This window comes from Streptomyces sp. F001, assembly GCF_004187715.1.
GTDB lineage: Bacteria > Actinomycetota > Actinomycetes > Streptomycetales > Streptomycetaceae > Streptomyces > Streptomyces flavusporus.
Genome location: NZ_QZWF01000009.1, coordinates 213,460 through 229,329, shown reverse-complemented (window position 1 = coordinate 229,329; position 15,870 = coordinate 213,460). Strand labels below are relative to the sequence as shown.

11 protein-coding genes are annotated in these 15,870 nt (G+C 69.1%); 10 read left to right on the top strand and 1 reads right to left on the bottom strand.

The window, feature by feature from the left end:
• Window positions 1–223 precede the first annotated feature (223 nt).
• The 10 genes from StrepF001_RS28810 to StrepF001_RS49630 all read left to right on the top strand — a co-directional run bounded on the left by StrepF001_RS28810 (window position 224) and on the right by StrepF001_RS49630 (window position 15,009).
• Entirely contained in the window at window positions 224–5,665 is a 5,442-nt protein-coding gene (locus StrepF001_RS28810; protein WP_129801126.1) for a HAMP domain-containing protein, read from the top strand.
• Between the two features lie 239 nt (window positions 5,666–5,904).
• Window positions 5,905–6,585 (top strand): response regulator, encoded by a 681-nt coding sequence (locus StrepF001_RS28805; protein ID WP_129801125.1) that lies wholly within the window; start codon window positions 5,905–5,907, stop codon window positions 6,583–6,585.
• A gap of 175 nt (window positions 6,586–6,760) precedes the next feature.
• On the top strand, window positions 6,761–9,454 hold the full coding sequence (locus StrepF001_RS28800; protein WP_240797717.1) for a DNA translocase FtsK: 2,694 nt from the start codon (window positions 6,761–6,763) through the stop codon (window positions 9,452–9,454).
• A gap of 273 nt (window positions 9,455–9,727) precedes the next feature.
• Window positions 9,728–10,570: a RodZ domain-containing protein gene (locus tag StrepF001_RS28795; RefSeq protein ID WP_129801123.1), complete on the top strand. Its 843-nt coding sequence runs from the start codon at window positions 9,728–9,730 to the stop codon at window positions 10,568–10,570.
• A gap of 107 nt (window positions 10,571–10,677) precedes the next feature.
• Window positions 10,678–12,174 (top strand): 30S ribosomal protein S12 methylthiotransferase RimO, encoded by a 1,497-nt coding sequence (gene rimO, locus StrepF001_RS28790; RefSeq protein ID WP_129801122.1) that lies wholly within the window; start codon window positions 10,678–10,680, stop codon window positions 12,172–12,174.
• Complete coding sequence (gene pgsA / locus StrepF001_RS28785) at window positions 12,171–12,956, top strand: CDP-diacylglycerol--glycerol-3-phosphate 3-phosphatidyltransferase (protein WP_129801121.1); 786 nt, start codon at window positions 12,171–12,173, stop codon at window positions 12,954–12,956. The genes rimO and pgsA overlap by 4 nt, the downstream gene beginning before the upstream one ends.
• Window positions 12,953–13,498 (top strand): CinA family protein, encoded by a 546-nt coding sequence (locus tag StrepF001_RS28780; RefSeq protein ID WP_129801120.1) that lies wholly within the window; start codon window positions 12,953–12,955, stop codon window positions 13,496–13,498. The genes pgsA and StrepF001_RS28780 overlap by 4 nt, the downstream gene beginning before the upstream one ends.
• Before the next feature lie 109 nt (window positions 13,499–13,607).
• Window positions 13,608–13,988 carry a helix-turn-helix transcriptional regulator gene (locus tag StrepF001_RS28775; protein ID WP_129801119.1) on the top strand — a complete coding sequence of 127 codons (381 nt, stop codon included), beginning with the start codon at window positions 13,608–13,610 and terminating at the stop codon, window positions 13,986–13,988.
• A gap of 223 nt (window positions 13,989–14,211) precedes the next feature.
• On the top strand, window positions 14,212–14,682 hold the full coding sequence (locus StrepF001_RS28770; RefSeq protein ID WP_129801118.1) for a DNA starvation/stationary phase protection protein: 471 nt from the start codon (window positions 14,212–14,214) through the stop codon (window positions 14,680–14,682).
• 192 nt (window positions 14,683–14,874) lie between these two features.
• Entirely contained in the window at window positions 14,875–15,009 is a 135-nt protein-coding gene (locus StrepF001_RS49630; RefSeq protein ID WP_276322846.1) for a hypothetical protein, read from the top strand.
• An 86-nt stretch (window positions 15,010–15,095) separates the two neighbouring features.
• On the opposite strand, the gene StrepF001_RS28760 is transcribed toward StrepF001_RS49630, so the two are convergent.
• Window positions 15,096–15,860 (bottom strand): SDR family NAD(P)-dependent oxidoreductase, encoded by a 765-nt coding sequence (locus StrepF001_RS28760; RefSeq protein ID WP_129801117.1) that lies wholly within the window; start codon window positions 15,858–15,860, stop codon window positions 15,096–15,098.
• Window positions 15,861–15,870 lie beyond the last annotated feature (10 nt).

The window sequence follows — 15,870 nt, the reverse complement described above, 5'->3', positions numbered from 1 at the left end:
TGCCGAACTGTTATGGCCTGGTTCGGCAGGGGTGAAACACTGGGCAGGCTTCTGGTGGAGGTCCTGGCAGGCCGAGAGTGTGTTCCGCGTATGGCGGGCAGCAGCCCTGGGTGCGGCCGGTACCCCTGGTGGTGACGGCGGCCCGGTACCGCCGGGCCGGGATACGCAGTAGTAACTGGTACGCCGAGCAGCAGTAACGGTCGATCCCTGCGGGAGGGACACAGTGGAGTCTGGCGCAGCGACGCGGGGCACTAAGCCGCGTGCAAAGGGCGGACAGTCCCCGAGCAACCGGAACGGGACCACTGAGGTGGACACGGCTGCCCTGAACCGGCTGCTCGCGGCTCTTGTGTCGATGCGGGACGGAAACTTCCGCAAGCGGCTCACGGTGTCCGGGGACGGCGTGATGGCGGAGATCGCGGCCGTGTTCAACGAAGTGGCCGACCGCAATCTGCACCTGACGGGTGAGCTGTCGCGCGTACGCCGCGTGGTGGGACGTGAGGGCAAGCTCACGGAGCGGCTGGAGACGGGCGCCTGTGAGGGGTCCTGGGCGGCCGCCATCGACGCCTCGAACGCCCTGGTCGACGATCTCGTATGGCCGGTGTCCGAGGTCAGCCGGGTGCTGTCCGCGGTGGCGGACGGTGATCTGCTGCCCCGGATGGAGTTGCGGACGCAGGCGCCCGACGGGAGCGGGCACCCGCTGCGCGGGGAGTTCCTCAAGGTCGGGCGGACGGTCAACAACCTGGTCGACCAGCTGTCGACGTTCACCGACGAGGTCACACGGGTGGCCAGCGAGGTGGGCACCGAGGGAAAGCTGGGCGGGCAGGCCCAGGTGCGGGGGATGTCGGGTTCGTGGAAGGACCTGACGGAGTCCGTCAACACGATGGCGTACCGGCTGACCGCTCAGGTGCGGGACATCGCGCTGGTGACGACGGCGGTCGCCAAGGGTGATCTGTCCCGGAAGGTCACGGTTCACGTGGCCGGCGAGATGCTGGAGCTGAAGGAAACCGTCAACACGATGGTGGACCAGCTCTCCGCGTTCTCCTCCGAGGTGACCCGGGTCGCCCGAGAGGTGGGGACCGAGGGCGAGCTGGGCGGTCAGGCGCAGGTTCCCGGCGTGGCCGGTGTGTGGAAGGAGCTCACCGACTCCGTCAACACGATGGCCGGGAACCTCACCGCCCAGGTGCGCGGTATCGCGGAGGTGACGACCGCGGTCGCCAGCGGTGATCTGTCGCGCAAGGTGACGGTGCAGGCGCGGGGTGAGGTCGCGCAGCTCGCCGAGACGATCAACCAGATGACCGAGACGCTACGGATCTTCGCCGACGAGGTCACGCGCGTGGCCAACGAGGTCGGTGCAGAGGGACGGCTCGGCGGGCAGGCGAACGTGCCGGGTGCGGCGGGGACGTGGAAGGACCTGACGGACTCCGTCAACACGGTGTTCCGGAACCTGACGACCCAGGTACGGGACATCGCCGCGGTGACGACGGCGGTGGCCAACGGTGATCTGTCGCAGAAGGTCACCGTGGACGTGGCCGGCGAGATGCTGGAGCTGAAGAACACCGTCAACGGGATGGTGGACCAGCTGTCGGCCTTCGGTTCCGAGGTCACGCGGGTGGCGCGGGAGATCGGTGACGAGGGTGAGCTGGGCGGGCAGGCGCAGGTGCCGGGTGCGGCGGGGACGTGGAAGGACCTGACGGACTCCGTCAACACGGCGTTCCGGAATCTCACCGGACAGGTGAGGAACATCGCCCAGGTGACGACGGCGGTGGCCAACGGTGATCTGTCGCAGAAGGTCACCGTGGACGTCTCCGGCGAGATGCTGCAGCTGAAGAACACCGTGAACACGATGGTGGACCAGCTGTCGTCGTTCGCCGACCAGGTCACGACCATGGCCCGGGAGGTGGGCACCGAGGGGCGGCTCGGCGGGCAGGCGCGCGTGGAGGGCGTCTCCGGTACGTGGAAGGAGCTCACCGACGCCGTCAACTCCATCACCGGCAACCTGACCGCCCAGGTGCGACAGATCGCCCAGGTGACGACTGCTGTGGCGCGTGGCGACCTGTCGCAGAAGATCACCATGGATGTGCGCGGGGAGATCCTGGAGCTGAAGAACACCGTCAACACGATGGTGGACCAGCTGTCGTCCTTCGCCGACCAGGTGACCCGGGTGGCCCGCGAGGTGGGTACGGAGGGCCGGCTCGGCGGTCAGGCGCAGGTGCCCGGCGTGGCCGGTGTGTGGCGGGACCTGACGGACTCCGTGAACGGCATGGCCGGCAACCTGACCGCCCAGATGCGGCAGATCGCGCAGGTCGCGACGGCGGTGGCGCGGGGTGATCTGTCGCAGAAGATCACCGTGGACGCGCGTGGCGAGATTCTGGAGCTGAAGAACACCCTCAACACGATGGTGGACCAGCTGTCGTCCTTCGCCGAGGAGGTCACCCGCGTCGCCCGCGAGGTGGGCACCGAGGGGAAGCTGGGCGGTCAGGCCGAGGTGCAGGGCGTGTCCGGCACCTGGAAGGACCTCACCCAGTCCGTGAACTTCATGGCGAACAACCTCACCGTGCAGGTGCGCAGCATCGCCGACGTCACGACCGCGGTCGCCAAGGGTGACCTGTCGAAGAAGATCACCGTCGACGCCAAGGGCGAGATCCTCGAGCTCGTCACCACCGTCAACACAATGGTCGACCAGCTGTCGTCCTTCGCCGACCAGGTGACCCGGGTGGCCCGCGAGGTGGGCACCGAGGGCATCCTGGGCGGCCAGGCTCATGTGCCGGGTGTCACGGGCATCTGGAAGGACCTCAGCGACAACGTCAACCTGATGGCCAAGAACCTCACCGTTCAGGTGAGGAACATCTCCCAGGTCGCGGCGGCCGTCGCCAACGGTGACCTGACGCGGACGGTGACGATCGAGGCGCGCGGTGAGGTCGCTCAGCTCGCCGACACCTTCAACACCATGGTGAAGACCCTGAGCTCGTTCGCCGACCAGGTCACCAAGGTGGCCCGCGAGGTGGGTACGGACGGCATCCTGGGCGGGCAGGCGCACGTGCCGGGCGTGGCGGGCACCTGGAAGGACCTCACCGAGTCTGTGAACCAGATGGCGTCCAACCTGACCGGGCAGGTGCGCAACATCGCCATGGTCACCACGGCCATCGCCAAGGGTGACCTCACGAAGAAGATCGACATCGACGCGCGCGGTGAGATCCTCGAGCTGAAGACGACCATCAACACGATGGTCGACCAGCTGTCCTCGTTCGCCGAGGAGGTCACCCGCGTCGCCCGTGAGGTGGGTACGGAGGGCCAGCTGGGCGGCCAGGCACGCGTGCGTGATGTCGACGGCACCTGGCGTGACCTCACCGAGTCCGTGAACGAGATGGCCGGGAACCTGACCCGGCAGGTGCGTGCCATCGCGCGCGTGGCGACCGCGGTGACCCGTGGCGACCTGAACCTGAAGATCGACGTGGACGCCTCCGGCGAGATCCAGGAACTTCAGGACTACATCAACAAGATGATCGCCAACCTGCGCGACACCACGATCGCCAACAAGGAGCAGGACTGGCTCAAGGGCAACCTCGCCCGTATCTCCGCGCTGATGCAGGGCCGCCGTGATCTGGAGGATGTGGCCTCACTGATCATGAGCGAGCTGACGCCGGTGGTCTCCGCGCAGCACGGCGCGTTCTTCGTCGCGATGCCGCTCGGCGACGGTGCCGGCAAGGACGACCAGTTCGAACTGCGCATGCTGGGCTCGTACGGCTACTCGATGGGATCCATGCCGACGTCGTTCCGGCCGGGGGAGGCGCTGGTCGGCACGGCCGCGGAGGAGAAGCGCACGATCCTTGTCGAGAACGCCCCCAGTGGCTATCTGAAGATCTCCTCCGGGCTCGGCGAGGCGCCGCCCGCGCAGGTGATCGTGCTGCCGGTGCTGTTCGAGGGCAAGGTGCTCGGCGTCATCGAACTGGCGTCGTTCACACCGTTCACGCAGATCCAGAAGGACTTCCTCAACCAGATCGCCGAGATGATCGCGACCAGCGTCAACACGATCTCCGTCAACACCAAGACGGAGGTGCTGCTGAAGCAGTCGCAGGAACTGACCGAGCAACTGCGTGAGCGGTCCGCCGAGTTGGAGAACCGGCAGAAGGCCCTCCAGGCGTCCAACGCCGAGCTGGAGGAGAAGGCCGAGCTGCTCGCCCGGCAGAACCGCGACATCGAGGTGAAGAACACCGAGATCGAGGAGGCGCGGCAGGTCCTGGAGGAGCGCGCCGAGCAACTCGCGGTCTCCATGCGCTACAAGAGCGAGTTCCTCGCCAACATGTCGCACGAGCTGCGTACGCCCCTGAACTCGCTGCTGATCCTGGCCAAGCTGCTCGCCGACAACGCGGACGGCAACCTCACCCCGAAGCAGGTCGAGTTCGCCGAGACGATCCACGGGGCGGGCTCCGACCTGCTCCAGCTGATCAACGACATCCTCGACCTGTCGAAGGTCGAGGCGGGCAAGATGGACGTCTCCCCGACACGGATCGCGCTCGTCCAGCTCGTCGACTACGTGGAGGCCACGTTCCGGCCGCTGACCGCGGAGAAGGGCCTGGACCTGTCCGTACGGGTGTCGCCCGAGCTGCCCGCCACGCTGCACACCGACGAGCAGCGGCTGCTGCAGGTGCTGCGCAACCTGCTGTCCAACGCGGTGAAGTTCACCGACTCCGGCTCGGTCGAGCTCGTGATCCGTCCCGCGCGCGACGACGTGCCGCAGAAGATCCGGGAGCAGCTGCTGGAGGCCGGTTCACTGACCGATCCGGACGCGGAGCTGATCGCGTTCTCGGTGACCGACACCGGCATCGGTATCGCGGCGAGCAAGATGCGGGTGATCTTCGAGGCGTTCAAGCAGGCGGACGGCACGACCAGCCGCAAGTACGGCGGTACCGGGCTCGGGCTGTCGATCTCGCGGGAGATCGCTCAGCTGCTCGGCGGTGAGATCCACGCGCAGAGCGAGCCGGGCCGCGGTTCGACGTTCACGCTGTATCTGCCCCTGCACCCGAGCGAGCTGCCGCCGCACGGCTACCAGCAGCCCGCGCTCCCCGCGGGGGCCGGCGAGCTCGGCGAGGGCTGGCCGGAGTTGTCCGAGGCGGTCGTGGAGACGCCGGCCGAGGTGAAGTCGTACCGGGAGACGCAGAACGGTGCGGCCGCCCTGTTCCGGCGGCGCCGCAGGACCACGCCGATCGCCGAACAGCGGGCCCTGCCGCAGGCGCAGTGGCCGGCCGGCGCGGAGGACGCGGACGCGCAGGCGCGCGGCGGGATCCGGTTCGGCGGCGAGAAGGTACTGATCGTCGACGACGACATCCGTAACGTCTTCGCCCTCACCAGCGTCCTGGAGCAGCACGGGCTGTCGGTGCTGTACGCCGAGAACGGCCGCGAGGGCATCGAGGTCCTGGAGCAGCACGACGACGTAACGGTTGTCCTGATGGACATCATGATGCCGGAGATGGACGGGTATGCGACGACCACAGCGATCCGTCGGATGCCGCAGTTCGCAGGGCTGCCGATCATCGCGCTGACGGCCAAGGCGATGAAGGGCGACCGGGAGAAGGCGATCGAGTCGGGCGCCTCCGACTACGTCACGAAGCCGGTCGATCCCGATCACCTGCTCGCGGTGATGGAGCAGTGGATGCAGGGGGAATGAACGGTGGATGTTCACCTCGAGTTGCTGACTCAGGGTGTTGGTAGTCGTGTACAAGTACGGGATTCGGGGAACCTTCTGGTCTCCCCCTGCGTTTCTGCTACGTGCACAGTGACATCGCGGTGACAGGGTGTGGCGACAGGCGGGGTAAGGCTACGATGACCGGCACGAGGATGGGCGGCGTAACGGAGTCGTCCCACGGGGCGGCGCCCGGTGCACTGCCGGGGCGAGGAGGGCGGGCCATGGTGCAGAAGGCCAAGATCCTCCTGGTCGATGACCGGCCGGAGAATCTGCTGGCGCTGGAGGCGATCCTCTCTGCGCTCGATCAGACGCTGGTGCGGGCATCGTCCGGGGAGGAAGCGCTCAAAGCACTGCTCACGGACGACTTCGCGGTCATTCTGCTGGACGTCCAGATGCCGGGAATGGACGGTTTCGAAACCGCCGCCCACATCAAGCGGCGCGAGCGGACGCGGGACATCCCGATCATCTTCCTCACCGCGATCAACCACGGTCCGCACCACACGTTCCGTGGCTACGCGGCGGGCGCGGTCGACTACATCTCCAAGCCCTTCGACCCGTGGGTGCTGCGGGCGAAGGTCTCGGTGTTCGTCGAGCTGTACATGAAGAACTGCCAACTGAGGGAGCAGGCGGCGCTGCTGCGGCTCCAGTTGGAGGGCGGCGGCAAGAGCGCGGTCGGCGGCGGCAAGGAGCCGGCCGGTCTGCTCGCGGAGCTGTCGGCGCGGCTCGCAGCCGTGGAGGAGCAGGCCGAGGCGCTGTCCAAGCAACTCGACGACGATTCGGCGGACGCGGCGGCAGTGGCGACGGCGGCCCATCTGGAGCGCAAGCTCACGGGATTGCGGCGGGCGTTGGACGCGCTGGAGCCGGGCGCGGGCGGCGCGGCGTCGGTGCCGTCGCAGAACTGACGTCTGCGCGGGGCCAGTTGCCTGGTGCCCGCGCCGCGGCCGACGGCGCGGCGTTCATCAGTGCGTCACTCCTACGTGAACTCGCGTCAGTTTCACGCCTCTGCAAGGGCGACACGAACGGGTGAAGCAGTGGGCACGCGTGTCCGCTGTCGTCTCCACCGGTAATCTCACACCTATGGCCTCACGTCCCTCCGCAGCCAAGAAGCAGCCCGCGAAGAAGGCTGCCGGTTCCGCGAAGGCTCCGGCGAAGAAGGCCGCTGCGAAGAAGGCCCCCGCAAAGAAGGCTGCGGCGAAGAAGCCCGCCCCCAAGCCGGCACCCAGTCCGACCGGAGGCGTCTACCGGCTCGTCCGCGCGATCTGGCTCGGCGTCGCGCATGCCGTCGGCGCGGTCTTCCGCGGCATCGGACAGGGTGCCAAGAACCTCGACCCGGCCCACCGCAAGGACGGCATCGCCCTGCTGCTTCTCGGCCTGGCGCTGATCGTCGCCGCGGGCACCTGGTCCAACCTGCGTGGCCCGGTCGGCGACCTCGTCGAGATACTCGTCACCGGCGCCTTCGGCCGGCTGGACCTGCTCGTGCCGGTCCTCCTCGCGGTCATTGCGGTGCGCTTCATCCGGCACCCCGAGCAGCCCGAGGCCAACGGCCGCATCGTCATCGGCCTGTCCGCGCTCGTCATCGGCGTGCTCGGCCAGGTCCACATCGCCTGCGGCTCGCCCGCCCGCAGCGACGGCATGCAGGCCATACGGGATGCCGGCGGCCTCATCGGCTGGGGCGCGGCGACTCCGCTGACGTACACCATGAGCGAGATGCTCGCGGTACCGCTGCTCGTGCTCCTGACGGTCTTCGGTCTGCTGGTCGTCACGGCCACCCCGGTCAACGCCATCCCGCAGCGGCTGCGGCTGCTCGGCACGAAGCTCGGCCTCGTCCGCGACCCGGCGGACGAGGAGTTCACCGACGACGACGAGCGGTACGACGACCAGTGGCGCGAGGCGCTGCCGGCCCGCCCCCGCAGGCGCGGGCCGGCCCTGCAGTCGTACGACCCCGACGGCGCCGAGCAGGAGGCGCTCTCCCGGCGTCGCGGCCGTCCGAGGCGCTCCGCCGTGCCGCAGCCCGAGACGGGCCGGCAGATGGACGCTGTGGACGTCGCTGCGGCCGCCGCTGCCGCGCTCGACGGTGCCGTGCTGCACGGCATGCCGCCCTCGCCGGTCGTCGCCGACCTCACCCAGGGTGTGAGCGTCGGCGACCGCGCGGAGACCACACCGACTCCGACGCCGGTCCCGGCCGCGCGCCCCCAGCAGGAGAAGCTGAAGGGCGAGGTCCCCGACCTCACCAAGGCGCCGCCCCACGAGACCCGCGACCTTCCGCCGCGCGCCGAGCAGCTTCAGCTGTCCGGCGACATCACGTACTCCCTGCCGTCCCTCGACCTCCTCACGCGCGGGGGCCCCGGAAAGGCGCGCAGCGCCGCCAACGACGCCGTGGTGGCCTCGCTCACCAACGTCTTCACCGAGTTCAAGGTCGACGCCGCCGTCACCGGCTTCACGCGCGGGCCGACGGTCACGCGGTACGAGGTCGAACTCGGTCCCGCCGTGAAGGTCGAGCGGATCACCGCGCTCACCAAGAACATCGCGTACGCCGTCGCCAGCCCCGACGTGCGGATCATCAGCCCGATCCCCGGCAAGTCCGCGGTCGGCATCGAGATCCCGAACACCGACCGCGAGATGGTCAACCTCGGCGACGTGCTGCGGCTGGCGGCGGCCGCCGAGGACGACCATCCGATGCTGGTGGCGCTGGGCAAGGACGTCGAGGGCGGCTACGTGATGGCCAATCTTGCGAAGATGCCGCACGTCCTCGTCGCCGGAGCCACCGGTTCCGGTAAATCCTCGTGCATTAACTGCCTGATTACGTCAGTCATGGTCCGCGCGACCCCCGAGGACGTCCGCATGGTCCTCGTCGATCCCAAGCGCGTCGAGCTCACCGCGTACGAGGGCATCCCGCACCTGATCACGCCGATCATCACCAACCCGAAGCGGGCCGCCGAGGCGCTCCAGTGGGTCGTACGGGAAATGGACCTGCGGTACGACGACCTGGCGGCGTACGGCTACCGGCACATCGACGACTTCAACGAGGCCGTACGGAACGGCAAGGTGGCGGCGCCGGAGGGCAGTGAGCGGGAACTCCAGCCGTACCCGTACCTCCTGGTGATCGTCGACGAGCTCGCCGACCTGATGATGGTGGCGCCGCGCGACGTGGAGGACGCCATCGTGCGCATCACGCAGCTCGCGCGCGCGGCCGGCATCCACCTGGTGCTCGCCACGCAGCGGCCGTCGGTGGATGTGGTCACCGGTCTGATCAAGGCGAACGTGCCGTCGCGGCTGGCGTTCGCCACCTCCTCACTGGCGGACTCGCGGGTCATCCTCGACCAGCCGGGCGCCGAGAAGCTGATCGGCAAGGGCGACGGACTGTTCCTGCCGATGGGCGCGAACAAGCCGGTGCGTATGCAGGGCGCGTTCGTGACCGAGGAGGAGGTCGCGGCCGTCGTCCAGCACTGCAAGGACCAGATGACGCCGGTCTTCCGGGACGACGTCACCGTCGGCAGCAAGCAGAAGAAGGAGATCGACGAGGACATCGGCGACGACCTGGACCTGCTGTGCCAGGCGGCCGAGCTGGTGGTCTCCACGCAGTTCGGCTCGACTTCCATGCTCCAGCGCAAGCTGCGTGTGGGCTTCGCCAAAGCCGGGCGGCTGATGGACCTCATGGAGTCGCGGAACATCGTCGGGCCGAGCGAGGGCTCCAAGGCACGTGATGTTCTTGTGAAACCCGATGACCTGGATGGCGTGCTCGCGTTGATCCGTGGGGAGTCTGAAGCGTAGGGAGACGGGTGTCCTACGGCCGTCGTGCGGTGTGTTGTTCGATCGTGACTCACCCGTAAGCGATCATTGAGCAACCGTTTCCCTCCGGCGCACGTCAAGTTGAGGGAACCGCAAAGCACCTGCCCCACCATCAGTCAACACTCGACCCGCCATTCAGGATGTCCGGCCATTCGGATGGCGTACAAAGTCCCGTCGCCCGGTTGCCCCACCCTTTCGTACCCCCCCTAGACTGAACCTCCAGCACAGGTGGCTACACGCTCGAAAGGCGCCCCCGTGTCCATCGGCAACTCCCCTGAAGACGAGCGTCCGTTCGAAGACGTATCCGAGGAAGCCCGCCCCTCCATCGGCCGCGCCCTGCAGCAGGCGCGCATGGCCGCCGGGCTGACCGTCGACGACGTCAGTACCGCCACCCGAGTCCGCATCGCCATCGTGCACGCCATCGAGTCGGACGACTTCGCGCCCTGCGGCGGCGACGTCTACGCCCGCGGGCACATCAGGACCCTGGCCAGGTTCGTCCACCTGGACCCGGCCCCACTCCTCGCCCAGTACGACGCCCAGCGCGGCGGGCGGCCGGCGCCGACACCGGCGGCACCCCTCTTCGAGGCCGAGCGCATCCGTCCGGAGCGGCGGGGGCCCAACTGGACCGCGGCCATGGTCGCCGCGATCGTGGTCGTGATCGGCTTCGTCGGGTTCACCGTGGTCAAGGGCGGCGACACTGGTACCGGCTCCGAGACGCCGGTCGCCGAGGGTTCCAAGCCCTCGTCGACCAAGACGGCCTCGCCCTCGGGCGGCAACAGCAAGCCGGCCGAACCGAAGCCCGACCCGACGGAGAGCGCCATCGCGGCCGCGCCCCAGGACAAGGTCACCGTCCAGGTGAGCGCCGTCGACGGCCGCAGCTGGATCTCCGCCAAGGACCACAACGGCCGGCTGCTCTTCGACGGACTCCTCAAGCAGGGCGAGTCCAAGACCTTCCAGGACAGCTCCAAGATCAACCTCGTGCTCGGCGACGCCGGCGCGATCCAGCTCTATGTGAACGGCAAGAAGATCGAGAGCGACTTCCAGCCGGGCTCCGTGGAGCGGCTCACCTACACGAAGGGCGACCCGCAGGTCGGATAGGCGGCTGAGAGGCGTGTCGTCGCTACGGGGTTGGCCATGATCGGCCAACCCCGTCGTCGTGGGGTGGTCGACATGGGGTGTCAGCGGGACGAAGTAGTCTTGAGCCCATGCCTGAACGCCGTACCGTCGCACTCGTCACCCTTGGCTGCGCCCGTAACGAGGTGGACTCGGAGGAGCTCGCAGGCCGCTTGGAGGCGGACGGCTGGGAGCTCGTCGAGGAAGCCGGGGACGCCGACGTCGCCGTCGTCAACACCTGCGGCTTCGTCGACGCCGCCAAGAAGGACTCCGTCGACGCCCTGCTGGAGGCCAACGATCTCAAGGGGCACGGAAGAACCCAGGCCGTCGTGGCGGTGGGCTGCATGGCCGAGCGGTACGGCAAGGAGCTCGCCGAGGCGCTCCCCGAGGCCGACGGCGTGCTGGGCTTCGACGACTACGCGGATATCTCCGACCGGCTGCAGACGATCCTGAACGGTGGCATCCACGCCGCGCACACCCCGCGTGACCGGCGCAAGCTGCTGCCGATCAGCCCGGCGGAGCGGCAGGAGTCGGCGGCATCCGTAGCGCTGCCGGGGCACGCTCCGGCGGACCTTCCCGAGGGTGTCGCGCCGGCCTCCGGGCCGCGCGCGCCACTGCGGCGCCGGCTGGACGGCGCTCCTGTCGCCTCCGTGAAGCTGGCCTCGGGCTGCGACCGGCGCTGTTCCTTCTGTGCCATCCCGTCCTTCCGCGGCTCCTTCATCTCGCGCCGCCCGAGCGACGTGCTGAACGAGACGCGGTGGCTGGCCGAGCAGGGCGTCAAGGAGATCATGCTGGTCTCCGAGAACAACACCTCGTACGGCAAGGACCTGGGCGACATCCGCCTGCTGGAGTCGCTGCTGCCGGAGCTGGCTGAAGTCGACGGCATCGAGCGGGTGCGCGTGAGCTATCTCCAGCCGGCCGAGATGCGCCCCGGGCTGATCGACGTCCTGACCTCGACGCCGAAGGTCGCGCCGTACTTCGACCTGTCCTTCCAGCACTCCGCGCCCGACGTGCTGCGCGCGATGCGCCGCTTCGGTGACACCGACCGGTTCCTCGAGCTGCTCGACACGATCCGCAGCAAGGCGCCCGAGGCCGGCGTGCGCTCCAACTTCATCGTGGGCTTCCCCGGCGAGTCCGAGGCCGACCTGGCCGAGCTGGAGCGGTTCCTGAACGGCGCGCGGCTGGACGCCATCGGCGTCTTCGGCTACTCCGACGAGGAGGGCACGGAGGCGGCCACGTACGACAACAAGCTCGACCAGGACGTCGTCGCCGAGCGCCTCGCCCGCATCTCGCGACTGGCCGAGGAACTCGTCTCGCAGCGGGCCGAGGAGCGCGTCGGTCAGACCGTCCGCGTGCTCGTGGAGTCGGTGGACACCGAGGACGGCACATACGGCCGTGCGGCGCACCAGGCGCCCGAGACGGACGGCCAGGTGCTGCTGACGAGCGGCGAGGGCCTGCGCATCGGTCGTATGGTCGAGGCGAAGGTGGTCGGTACGGAAGGTGTCGACCTGGTGGCCGAGCCGTTGCCGGGCGTGTTCGTCGGCGGTCACGCAGGCGGTCTCCCGGGCAGTGAGGAGGCGGGCAGATGACCGGGGTACCAGCGTCCGCCGCAGGTGGCTCCGCCAAGGCGAACGGTGCCGCGGCCTCCTCGAGAGGGACCGCCGCGCGCGGGGCCTCGAAGGGGAAGGGAGCGGCCGCGGGTTCCACCGGGTCGGGCGCTTCCGGCGCGCAGGACGGGGGGAAGCCTGCACGCGGCGGGAAGATCGCCGCCGCGGCCGTCGACCAGGCCAGCGTCTGGAACATCGCCAATCTCCTGACCATGCTCCGGCTGGTCCTGGTGCCGGGTTTCGTCGCGCTGATGCTGGCCGACGGCGGCTACGACCCGGCGTGGCGTTCGCTCGCCTGGGCGGCCTTCGCCATCGCCATGATCACCGACCTGTTCGACGGCCATCTGGCGCGCACCTACAACCTCGTCACCGACTTCGGGAAGATCGCCGACCCCATCGCCGACAAGGCGATCATGGGCGCGGCGCTGATCTGTCTGTCGGCGCTGGGCGATCTGCCGTGGTGGGTGACGATCGTGATCCTCGGGCGGGAACTCGGGATCACACTGCTGCGTTTCTGGGTCATTCGGTACGGCGTCATCCCGGCCAGCCGCGGCGGCAAGCTGAAGACGCTCACGCAGGGCGTGGCCGTGGGGATGTACGTGCTGGCGCTGACGGGGTGGCTGGCCACCCTGAGGTTCTGGGTGATGGCTGCGGCGGTCGTCCTGACCGTGGTGACCGGGCTCGACTATGTGAGACAGGCCATTGTGCTGCGCAGGCAGGGAATGGCCGAGCGCAAGGCTGCGTTGGAGGAGACGGAAACGTGAGTTCCCCGGCCGCGGAAGTGGTGCGACTACTCACGGTGAGGGGCGAGACGGTCGCCGTCGCCGAGTCGCTGACGGGTGGCCTGGTGTCGGCGGAGCTGACGGCGGTTCCGGGGGCGTCCAAGGCGTTCCGCGGTTCGGTGACGGCGTATGTGACTGCGCTCAAGCACGAGCTGCTGGGCGTCGACGCCACTCTGCTGGCTCAGCGTGGAGCGGTGGATCCGCAGGTCGCACTCCAGATGGCGACCGGCGTCCGGAAGGCGCTGGGTGCCGACTGGGGCATCGCGACCACCGGTGTCGCCGGTCCGGAATCACAGGACGGGCAGCCCGTCGGGACGGTTTTCGTGGCCCTGGACGGGCCCTTCGGACCGGGTTCCGGTTCCGCCGGCGGCGGAAAAGTGGAGCCCTTGAGGTTGAACGGCGACCGCGCGGAAATTCGTATGGAGAGTGTACGGAGCGTACTCGCACTGCTTCTGAGGGAGCTTGCGGGCGAACAGACCGGGAATGAGCGGGCACAGGATACGGAACGGAACGGGGGGTTTTGATGTTTGCAGCCCTGAGTGAACACGACATCGCTCCCCGCACGGCCGCAGCGCAAGGCGGTACGGTGGGGCGTGAAGGATGCGGCTACGCGGTCCGAGGAGGGAGCCACCGATGATTCTGCTCCGTCGCCTGCTGGGTGACGTGCTGCGTCGGCAGCGCCAGCGCCAGGGCCGTACTCTGCGCGAAGTCTCCTCGTCCGCCCGAGTCTCACTCGGCTATCTCTCCGAGGTGGAGCGGGGGCAGAAGGAGGCTTCCTCCGAACTGCTCTCCGCCATCTGCGACGCGCTGGACGTACGGATGTCCGAGCTCATGCGGGAAGTGAGCGACGAGCTCGCCCTCGCCGAGCTGGCCCAGTCTGCTGCCGCCACACCCAGCGAGCCCGTGCCCACGGCGGTTCGTCCGATGCTGGGTTCCGTGTCGGTGACCGGTGTGCCGCCGGAACGGGTGACCATCAAGGCGCCCTCCGAGACGGTCGACGTGGTCGCGGCGTGACGTACGCGCGCGTTGGACGCGTGGGCTGACGCTCACGCCAGAGGAATCGTGTGATGCCCCGGCCGGGGCTTCCCAGGGAGATCCCCTGGGGAGTGCTGTCGGGGTTTTCGCATGTGCGGGGTCTTGCCTCGGGTTCGCTTTGATTCCCGTTCGGGTGCGTTTGCCGGTCCCGGGTGCCGCGTTCATCGTGGAGGGACATGCCGGGCGAGCCAACGGAGGTGCGATGTACGTCGTCAAGAGCCCACTGTCCGATGCGCAGCTGATGACCGTCTCCGAGGCGCTGCAGGGCGCACTCGTCGATCTCGTGGACCTCGCCCTGGTGGCCAAGCAGATCCACTGGAACGTCGTGGGGCCGCGCTTCCGGTCGGTGCACCTTCAGCTCGACGAAGTGGTCGACACCGCGCGAACCCACTCCGACACCGTTGCCGAACGCGCCTCTGCCCTGGGCGTTTCGCCCGACGGGCGCGCTTCGACGGTGGCCGTCGGCAGCGGCATCGGGGCGGTGAACGGCGGCTGGATCCAGGACGGGGACGCCGTGGCGGTGCTCGTCGAGGCCCTCGGGGAGCTGATCGGACGGATGCGGGAGCGGGTGGCCGCGACCGCGGAGGCGGACCCGGTGTCGCAGGACATCTTCATCGGGATCACGGCGGATCTCGAGAAGCACTACTGGATGTTCCAGGCCGAGAACGGTTGACCGGGGTTGCGACTGTCCCGGCGTCGGAGCCCGGCGGTGCGGGGTTCCTCCCCCACGCTCGAACGAGCTCGCGCGGGGGCACCCCCATCGCCCGCCCGTGCCGCCCATGGGAGTCCCCCCAGGCCCTTGAGGCACTGGGGGAGGCACGACTGCCCGCAGCTCAGCCCGTCCAGTCCGAGCGAGGTGACGGCCATGGCGGCGCGGACAGTGCGCTGGGGGGCCGTTCTGGGGCTCGGGGCGGCGTGGTGGTGGGCCGTGCTGCGGCTTGCGGTGGCGCCGGATGCGGGGGCGCTGGAGGGAGTGGTCGCGGCCGGGGGTGGGGGGTGAGCCTGTTGCCGGTGCACTGTGCGCCCAGGGCGCGGGCGGCGGGGCGCTCGGGGTGGCGCGGTGGCGGAACGCCTTGCGGGCCAGCGCTACCAGGGCATCGCCACACCCCCGTTCGGACGCAGGATCTGGCCCGTGGTGAAGGCCGATGCGTCGGAGGCCAGGTGGAGGACCGCGTGGGCGACGTCCTCCGGTTCGCCGACTCGGCCCAGCGGCGACATCCGCGCCATCACCGCCTCGGTGCGCGCCTGGGCCGCGTCGTCGTGGCGGTCGGTCATGGGAGTGCGGATCCAGCCCGGCGCGATCGCGTTCACACGGATGCCGGACCGGCCCAGCTCCGTCGCCAGCGTCTTCGTCAGCTGGACGACGGCCGCCTTGGCCGCGCCGTAGCACAGCAGGCCGGGGCCGCCGGTGTCGACGGCGCCGGATGCCATCGTGATGATGCTGCCCCTGATGTTCCGGTCGAGCATCAGACGGGCCGACTCCTGGCAGGCGTACAGCACACCCTTGAAGTTGACGTTCAGCACCCGGTCGAGGTCCTCGTCCCGGGTCTCCAGGACCGGGCTGCTGTGCATGATCCCGGCGATCGCGGCCAGCACGTCCAGCCGCTCGCAGGACTTGACGGCCTCTCTGACCTGGGTGCGGTCGGTGACGTCGAGGTGGTGGGTGCGGGCGGTGCCGCCGTGGTCCTTGATCCGGGTCGCCGTCTCGTGCAGGCCCTGCGCGTCGCGGTCGGCGCAGTGCACGGTGGCGCCGGCCCGGGCGAGCAGGAGCGCCGAGGCGCGACCGATGCCGCCGGCGGCGCCGGTGACGAATGCGGTGCGTCCGGTGAGGTCGTACGCCTTCACGGCCATGCTGGGACGG

Excerpts from the sequence above, each read along its gene's own strand:
- StrepF001_RS28805 (WP_129801125.1), top strand. The coding sequence starts at position 5,905 with ATGGTGCAGAAGGCCAAGATCCTCCTGGTCGATGACCGGCCGGAGAAT.
- StrepF001_RS28800 (WP_240797717.1), top strand. The coding sequence starts at position 6,761 with ATGGCCTCACGTCCCTCCGCAGCCAAGAAGCAGCCCGCGAAGAAGGCT.
- rimO (WP_129801122.1), top strand. The coding sequence starts at position 10,678 with ATGCCTGAACGCCGTACCGTCGCACTCGTCACCCTTGGCTGCGCCCGT.
- pgsA (WP_129801121.1), top strand. The coding sequence starts at position 12,171 with ATGACCGGGGTACCAGCGTCCGCCGCAGGTGGCTCCGCCAAGGCGAAC.
- StrepF001_RS28775 (WP_129801119.1), top strand. The coding sequence starts at position 13,608 with ATGATTCTGCTCCGTCGCCTGCTGGGTGACGTGCTGCGTCGGCAGCGC.
- StrepF001_RS28770 (WP_129801118.1), top strand. The coding sequence starts at position 14,212 with ATGTACGTCGTCAAGAGCCCACTGTCCGATGCGCAGCTGATGACCGTC.
- StrepF001_RS49630 (WP_276322846.1), top strand. The coding sequence starts at position 14,875 with ATGGCGGCGCGGACAGTGCGCTGGGGGGCCGTTCTGGGGCTCGGGGCG.
- StrepF001_RS28760 (WP_129801117.1), bottom strand. The coding sequence starts at position 15,860 with ATGGCCGTGAAGGCGTACGACCTCACCGGACGCACCGCATTCGTCACC.